Raw genomic sequence first — 6,911 nt, forward strand, 5'->3', positions numbered from 1 at the left:
GTCGTCGACCCCGGCTCCGGCACGGTCTACGTCTACGGCACCTGGGACTGACGTACCGCCCCCGCCGCGTCAGCGGCTGGGAGCCGGGGCTGCGCTCGACGCTGAACAACCTCCTCACCAACGCGGCCGTGCACGGCGCGACGGACGGCACCCCGTCCCGTATCACCGTCACCGTGCGGCCGGACCCGGCGCGCGACGCCGCCGTGCTGACCGTCGACGACGAGGGCCCGGGCATCGCGCCGGAGGAACGGGCGCGGGTCTTCGACCGCTTCCGCCACCGGCCCGGCAGCCCCGGCTCGGGGCTCGGACTCACGCTGGTAGCGCAGCAGACCGCGCTGCACGGCGGCACGGTCGAGGTGACGCCCCCGCCGTCCGGGTGCGGGGCGCGCTTCGTACTGACCCTGCCGCTGGACGGGCCGGCGGATCCCTCCGTACGACGGGACTGGCTCGCGCGGGATCCCGACTCCCCGGTGCCCGCACAGGATTCCCACAAGAACGCCTCCTACGCTCCCCGCCGACCGAGCCGAGGAGGCTGACGCCATGAAGGCGAAGACCACCGCCGCCGCGCTGACCGCGGCGCTCGCCCTGCTGCTGCCCGTGAGCAGCGCCCACGCCGACGGCGGCGGCAAGAGCGGACCGCCCACCGGGGACGGGGCCGCGACGCTGTGCAAGCGCGTGCCGAAGATCGAGAAGCGGCTGGAGCGGGCGCTCAAGCGGCTGAACGGCGACGAGACCAGGCGCGGTTCGATCGCGCGGCTGGAGAAGCGGATCGAGAACGCCGGCAAGCTGGGCCACGAGGAGGTGGCCACGTTCCTCACCGACCGGCTGGAGTTCCGCAAGAAGCTCCCCGCGGAGATCGAGAAGCGGCAGACGGACCTGAAGGAGGTCCGCACCTGGTGCGAGGACAACGGCCTGAAGGTGGGCAGGCGATGAGGCGCGCGCTGCTCGCCGCGGCGGGCGCGGTGCTCACGGTGACGCTGCTGGCCGGCTGCGGGCCGGACGGCGGCGGTGACGCGGGCAGTCCGCAGGACGTGTCGCCGTCCGAGCTGGCCAGGATGCAGAAGCTGGTGGACGGCGCGGAGGGCGCGGCCGGTCAGGCGGACAAGGACGCGGCGGCCGAGGACTGAGACCGTGCGAGGGGCCCGGCAGCGAAATTGCCTGGCGGGGCGGCCGGATACGACCGAGACTCGCCCCATGAGCGACATGGGGACGTTCCGGGACGCGGTCACCGAGTGGGCGGCCGGTGGCCCCGGCGGCCCCGCGCGCGAGCTGGCGGAGCGGCTGTCCGTCCGTACGGTCGTGCTGCTCGAGGGCCTGAGCGACGTGGCGGCGGTCGGCGCGCTGGCCGCCGCCCGCGGCCGGGACCTGGCGGCGGAGGGCGTCTGCGTCCAGCCGATGGGCGGGGCGATGAGCGTCGGCCGCTTCACCCGGATCCTCGGCCCGGACGGGCTGGACCTGCGGCTGACGGGGCTGTGCGACGAGCGGGAGCTCGGCTACTACGTCCGGGGCTGGGAGCGGGCCGGCGCGGCGCGGGACGACATCTTCGTGTGCGCAGCGGACCTGGAGGACGAGCTCATCCGCGCGCTCGGCACCCGGCGGGTGGCGGAGCTCGTCGCGCAGGAGGGCGACGACCGGCCGCTGCAGACGTTCCTCCGCCAGCCCGCCCAGCAGGGCCGCCCGGCGGAGCAGCAGCTGCGCCGCTTCCTCGGCACGAAGAAGGGACGGAAGATCCACTACGGCCGCGTCCTCGTCGAGGCCCTCGACCCCGACCGCGTACCGGCCCCGCTGGAGGGGCTGTTCGCCGGCCTCTGAGCGACCGGGGCCCACTCGGCCGGACCTACGCCCCCACCGCCCCGGTCGACCCCCGCGGCGTCAGCGCGGGCGTCTGCACCGGATGGGACCGCGGCTCCTCCCCCGTGATCACCGCGAACAGTGTCCGCGCGACGTCCGCCCCGAAGCCGTGCACGTCGTGGCTCATCGCGGAGAGCGTGGGGTGCGTCAGCGCGCACAGCTGCGAGTCGTCCCAGGCCAGCAGCGATACGTCGGCGGGCACCCGCAGGCCCAGTTCGGAGGCCACCGACAGGCCCGCCACCGCCATGATGTCGTTGTCGAAGACGATCGCCGTCGGCCGCTCCGGTGACACCAGCAGCGAACGCGCCGCCCGCGCCCCCTCGTCGCCGGAGAAGCCGGTGGCGATCTGCCGCGGCTCCGGCAGCCCCAGCTCCCGTACGGCCGCCGCGAACGCCTCGTGCCGGATCGCGCTGTGCCCGAGGGTGGCGGGGCCGCCGACGCGGGCGATCCGCCGGTGGCCGAGGGCGGCGAGATAGCGCACGGCCTCCGCCACGGCGGTGGCGTCGTCCGTCCACACGGAGGTGAACCCGCCGGTCAGCGACGGGTGGCCGACGGCGACCGCGGGCAGGCCCAGCCCGGACAGGGCCTCGACCCGGGGGTCGTCGTTGTGGAAGTCGACCAGGATGGAGCCGGCCACCTGGCGGCCCTTCCACCAGCCCTCCTGCAGCGCGATCTCCTCGTCCAGATCGCGTACCAGCCGCAGCAGGAGGGAGCAGGAGCGCTCGCTGAGGACGCTCTCCACGCCGGAGACGAACTCCATGTAGAACGGTTCCAGCCCCAGCAGCCGCGCGGGCCGGCAGATCGCGAGGCCCACCGTGTCCACACGGGAGTTGGACAGCGACTGGGCGGCCCGGTTGGGCGCCCAGCCCAGCTCGCGGGCGGCGGCGAAGATCCGGTCGCGGGTGGTGTCGGAGAGGCCGGGCTTGTGGTTGAAGGCCAGCGAGACGGCACCCTTGGACACGCCCGCCCGGGCCGCGACGTCGTTGATGGTCGCCCGGGACGGTGCTTTCACGACGCCTCCAAGCTGAACAGGGCGGCGCGGACGTCCTCCGCGCGCGGCCGTGCCCATCCCCGTACGCCGATGCGCACCCGCTCGCCAGGCAGCAGGGTGACACGTCCGCGGTCGGCCACGGCAGTGGGGGCGAGGCGGTCGGCCTGCAGGACGAGGTCGCGGACGAGGGTGCGGGCGGCGACGACCACGGTGACGTCGTCGCCGTCGGACTCCAGGGTGACGTCGTACTCCGGGCGCGGGTACGCGAAGTCCTTGTCCCGTACGGGGAAGTGCCACGCGCGCAGGGGTTCGGCGCCGTCGGCCGCCTCGGCGACCAGGAACTCCTTCGCCGATCCGGCGGCGGGCACCAGCTCCTCCGGTACGTCGGCCAGGGCGACCGACCGCGCGGCGGCCGTGACCGGCACGGACGCCGAGGCAAGCACCGTCCCGTCGACCGCCGTCCGGCGCAGGGACACCGTCGTCTCCCAGGGCTCCGCGCCCTGGTTGCACACCGCCACCGCCGTCCGGCCGTCGCGCTGCGAGAGGGTGAGCAGCCGGTCGGCGTACAGGCGGCGCAGCTCGTACCACAGGGGCTTCGGGCGGGCGTCGCCGTCGATCGCGGCCCAGCTGGTGACCGGCCAGCAGTCGTTGAACTGCCACACCACCGTGCCCGCGCACAGCGGCCAGTGGGAGCGCCAGTGCTCGACGCCGGTGGCGACGGCGCGGGCCTGGTTGAGCTGGGTGAGGTAGTGCCAGCGGTCGAAGTCGTCCGGGACGGTGAAGTGGCGGGCCAGGCCGCGCTCCAGCTTGCCGTTGCCGTCCTCCGCCTTCTGGTGGTGCAGCATCGCCTCGGAGTGGGGCGCCAGTTGGTCCGCCCCCACGGCCCGCAGCATGGTGGCGTACGCGGCGGGGGCCTGCCAGCCGAACTCGGCGGAGAAGCGCGGCACGTCGTGCAGGTAGCCGGTGTAGTCCTGGCGGTTCCACACGTCCCAGGAGTGGTGGGTGCCGTGGGCGGGGTCGTTGGGGTGGTGGTCCCAGGAGCCGGACCAGGGGCTGCCGGGCCAGTACGGGCGGGTGGGGTCGAGTTCGGCGACGATCCGGGGCAGCAGGCCGAGGTAGTAGCCCTCGCCCCAGGAGTCGCCGGCCAGTTCCGGCTCCCAGTCCCAGTCGCGGAAGCCCCACAGGTTCTCGTTGTTGCCGTTCCACAGCACGAGGCTGGGGTGGGGCATCAGGCGCACGACGTTCTCGCGGGCCTCGGCGTCGACCTCGCCGCGCAGCGGCTGCTCCTCGGGGTAGGCGGCGCAGGCGAAGGGGAAGTCCTGCCAGACCAGCAGGCCGAGTTCGTCGCAGGCGGTGTAGAAGGACTCGTCCTCGTAGATGCCGCCGCCCCAGACGCGGATCAGGTCGACGTTCGCGGCGGCGGCCTGTTCCAGGCGCTCGCGGTAGCGGGCGGGGGTGACCCGGGAGGGCAGCGCGTCGTCGGGGATCCAGTTGACGCCGCGGGCGAAGACGGGTTCGCCGTTGACGACGAGCGTGAAACGGGTGCCGTGCCCGTCGGCGGAGGTGTCGAGGGCGACGGTGCGGAAGCCGATGCGGCGGGTCCAGGTGTCGAGGGGTTCGCCGGCCGCCGCGAGGGTGACCTCGCAGTCGTACAGCGGCTGCTCGCCGTAGCCGCGGGGCCACCACAGGGCCGCGTCCGGCACCTCGGCGGTCAGCACCGCCCGGTCGCCGTCGAAGGTCACGGCCGCGGTGACGCCGCCGACGGCGACGTGCGCGGTCAGCTCCCGTCCGGCGCCGGAGTCGGTGCGCGCCACCTCCAGCCGCAGCTCCACCCGTCCCGTGCCGTCGTCGCCGACGGTGACCAGGGGCCGTACGCGGGTCAGCCGCGCGACCGACCAGTGCTCGAGGCGCACCGGCCGCCAGATGCCCGCGGTGACCAGCGTCGGTCCCCAGTCCCAGCCGAAGCTGCAGGCCATCTTGCGGACGAACTGGAACGGCTCGTCGTACGGGCCGGGCCGCTCCCCCAGCCGTCCGCGCACCGCGTCCGCCTCGGTGTAGGCGGAGGTGAGGCGGACCTCCAGGGCGCCGTCGCGGCCGGTGACGTCGTAGCGGACCGAGCGGTGCATATTGCGGCTGGCGCCGAGGGTGTCGCCGGCGAGGACGACCTCGGCGACGGTGTCGAGCCCGTCGAAGACCAGGTCGGTGCGCTCGTGTCCGCCGTCGCACGGGGCGAGGCGGGCGGTGTACGTCCAGTCGCGGCGGCCCACCCAGGCCACGTCGCGCTCGTTGGTGCCGAGGTACGGATCGGGGATCAGGCCCGCCGCGAGCAGATCGGTGTGGACGCAGCCCGGGACCCGGGCGGGCAGGGCGGCGCCGTCGTGGCGCAGGGTCCAGCCCTCGGTGAGCGGGATGACGTCCTTCATGCGGGAGCTCCAATCGCGTTGCCTGACCAAGGCGTTCGGGAGGGAGTTCAACGTAGACCCGGCCGTCGCCCCCTGTCCATAAACCGGTCTAGTCAAATCTCGCCTCGCCGCACCACAGGCGCAAGGTAACGGTTTGGCATCATCGGCGAAACAGGACCTTTACCGGTTCAGAGCCCGCTGCCATAGTGCCGACCACTCACCTGAACCGCTCAAGTGGCGGCGCCCCCCTGAGGAGTTGGTGCGAATGAGGACCCGAGTGTCTGCCGGATCACTGCTCGCCGCCGCGGTGCTGGCCGCCGCCGTCGGCTGCACGGGCGGCGGGGCCGGAACGAGCGAGCAGTCCGTCGAGGGCGGCAGCGACCCGAAGGCGGTGTCCGGCGACATCACCGTCCTGACCCACCGCACGGACCTGGTGCAGAACGGGACGATGAAGAAGTACGCCGACGAGTTCCACAAGCGCTACCCGAAGGTCAACGTCACGTTCGACGGGATCACGGACTACGAGGGCGAAGTCAAGATCCGCATGAACACCACGAACTACGGTGACGTGCTGATGATCCCGGGCGTGATCGCCCGCAACGACTACCCGAAGTTCTTCGCCTCCCTCGGCACCCCGGCGGAGCTCGCCCAGAAGTACCGCTTCACCGGCTACTCCACGGTCGACGACAAGGTCTACGGCCTCTCCAACTTCGGCTCCGCGATGGGCTTCGTCTACAACAAGGCCGTCTGGGGGAAGGCCGGCATCACCGACTGGCCGACCACGCCGGACGAGTTCCTCGCCGGCCTGAAGGCGATCAAGGCGAAGACGGACTCCGTGCCGTACTACACGAACTTCAAGGACATGTGGCCCCTCACCCAGTGGCAGGGCTATCTGGGCGGGATGAGCTGCGACCCGCTCGGCAACGACAAGCTGGCCACGGCCGACGACCCGTGGGCCGAGGGAAGCGATCTGCGGACGATCGACACGCTGCTGTACGACGTGGTGAAGCAGGGGCTCGTCGAGAAGGACCCCACGACCACCAACTGGGAGAACTCCAAGGGCCTGATCGCCAAGGGCGAGATCGCCACGATGGCGCTGGGCTCGTGGGCCATCAGCCAGATGCAGGACGCGGCGACGAAGGCCGGGGCGAACCCGGACGACATCGGCTTCATGCCGTTCCCGCAGCAGAAGGACGGCAAGTGGTGCACGGCGCTGAACGGTGACTACCAGCAGGCGGTGAGCATCCACAGCAAGCACAAGGAGGCCGCACGGGCCTGGATCGAGTGGTTCACCGGCGAATCGGGCTACCCGGCGAACGAGAAGGCGGTCTCCACGCTGAAGTCCGACCCGCTGCCCGAGGCGCTGCAGCCGTTCACCGAGGCCGGCGTGGAGCTGGTGGAGATCTCCCAGGCCAAGGCCGTCCAGGTCAACGCCATCGACAACGCCTCCGAGGTGGGCTTCACCAAGCCGGACTACCGGCAGCGGATCGTCGAGATGGCCAAGGGCTCGCGGGACGGCAGCCTGGAGGGCGAACTGGACGCCCTGGCGAAGAAGTGGGCGGACGCGGTCGGGTCCGCGGGGTGACGGGAGTGACCGACATCGTGCGGCGTACCGGAGGGACGGATCTCGCACGACCTGCGCACGCCGCTGGCGGGGCTGCGGGCGA

At 72.7% G+C, this 6,911-nt stretch carries 7 protein-coding genes; 5 read left to right on the forward strand and 2 right to left on the reverse strand.

All coding sequences use genetic code 11. From position 1 onward, the window contains the following. The 4 genes from AB0M28_RS39180 to AB0M28_RS39195 all read left to right on the forward strand — a co-directional run. Window positions 1-536, forward strand: a 536-nt coding sequence (locus AB0M28_RS39180) for a sensor histidine kinase (RefSeq protein ID WP_365415403.1), incomplete at its 5' end; no start/stop codon positions are given. Between the two features lie 4 nt (window positions 537-540). After that, a complete protein-coding gene (locus AB0M28_RS39185; RefSeq protein WP_365415404.1) occupies window positions 541-933 on the forward strand; it encodes a hypothetical protein in 393 nt (130 codons plus the stop codon). After that, a complete protein-coding gene (locus tag AB0M28_RS39190; protein ID WP_365415406.1) occupies window positions 930-1,127 on the forward strand; it encodes a hypothetical protein in 198 nt (65 codons plus the stop codon). The genes AB0M28_RS39185 and AB0M28_RS39190 overlap by 4 nt, the downstream gene beginning before the upstream one ends. 67 nt (window positions 1,128-1,194) lie before the next feature. Next, the gene (locus AB0M28_RS39195) at window positions 1,195-1,812 is read left to right on the forward strand and encodes a TOPRIM nucleotidyl transferase/hydrolase domain-containing protein (protein ID WP_365415408.1); all 618 of its coding nucleotides are present in this window, start codon (window positions 1,195-1,197) and stop codon (window positions 1,810-1,812) included. Window positions 1,813-1,837: 25 nt separating this feature from the next. Here AB0M28_RS39195 and AB0M28_RS39200 read toward each other — a convergent pair whose 3' ends face one another. Further along, window positions 1,838-2,920, reverse strand: a complete 1,083-nt coding sequence (locus tag AB0M28_RS39200) for a LacI family DNA-binding transcriptional regulator (RefSeq protein WP_365415411.1) — start codon at window positions 2,918-2,920, stop codon at window positions 1,838-1,840. Further along, window positions 2,860-5,265, reverse strand: coding sequence for a glycoside hydrolase family 2 protein (locus AB0M28_RS39205; RefSeq protein ID WP_365415413.1), 2,406 nt, complete (start codon window positions 5,263-5,265; stop codon window positions 2,860-2,862). The genes AB0M28_RS39200 and AB0M28_RS39205 overlap by 61 nt, the downstream gene beginning before the upstream one ends. A gap of 244 nt (window positions 5,266-5,509) precedes the next feature. Between AB0M28_RS39205 and AB0M28_RS39210 the strand changes: the two genes are divergently transcribed. Continuing rightward, window positions 5,510-6,829 (forward strand): extracellular solute-binding protein, encoded by a 1,320-nt coding sequence (locus tag AB0M28_RS39210; protein WP_365415415.1) that lies wholly within the window; start codon window positions 5,510-5,512, stop codon window positions 6,827-6,829. Window positions 6,830-6,911 lie beyond the last annotated feature (82 nt).

Source organism: Streptomyces sp. NPDC051940 (assembly GCF_040680895.1).
Lineage (GTDB): Bacteria > Actinomycetota > Actinomycetes > Streptomycetales > Streptomycetaceae > Streptomyces.

Coding starts and splice junctions, on each gene's coding strand:
- AB0M28_RS39185 (WP_365415404.1), top strand. CDS start 541: ATGAAGGCGAAGACCACCGCCGCCGCGCTGACCGCGGCGCTCGCCCTG.
- AB0M28_RS39190 (WP_365415406.1), top strand. CDS start 930: ATGAGGCGCGCGCTGCTCGCCGCGGCGGGCGCGGTGCTCACGGTGACG.
- AB0M28_RS39195 (WP_365415408.1), top strand. CDS start 1,195: ATGAGCGACATGGGGACGTTCCGGGACGCGGTCACCGAGTGGGCGGCC.
- AB0M28_RS39200 (WP_365415411.1), bottom strand. CDS start 2,920: ATGGGCACGGCCGCGCGCGGAGGACGTCCGCGCCGCCCTGTTCAGCTT.
- AB0M28_RS39205 (WP_365415413.1), bottom strand. CDS start 5,265: ATGAAGGACGTCATCCCGCTCACCGAGGGCTGGACCCTGCGCCACGAC.
- AB0M28_RS39210 (WP_365415415.1), top strand. CDS start 5,510: ATGAGGACCCGAGTGTCTGCCGGATCACTGCTCGCCGCCGCGGTGCTG.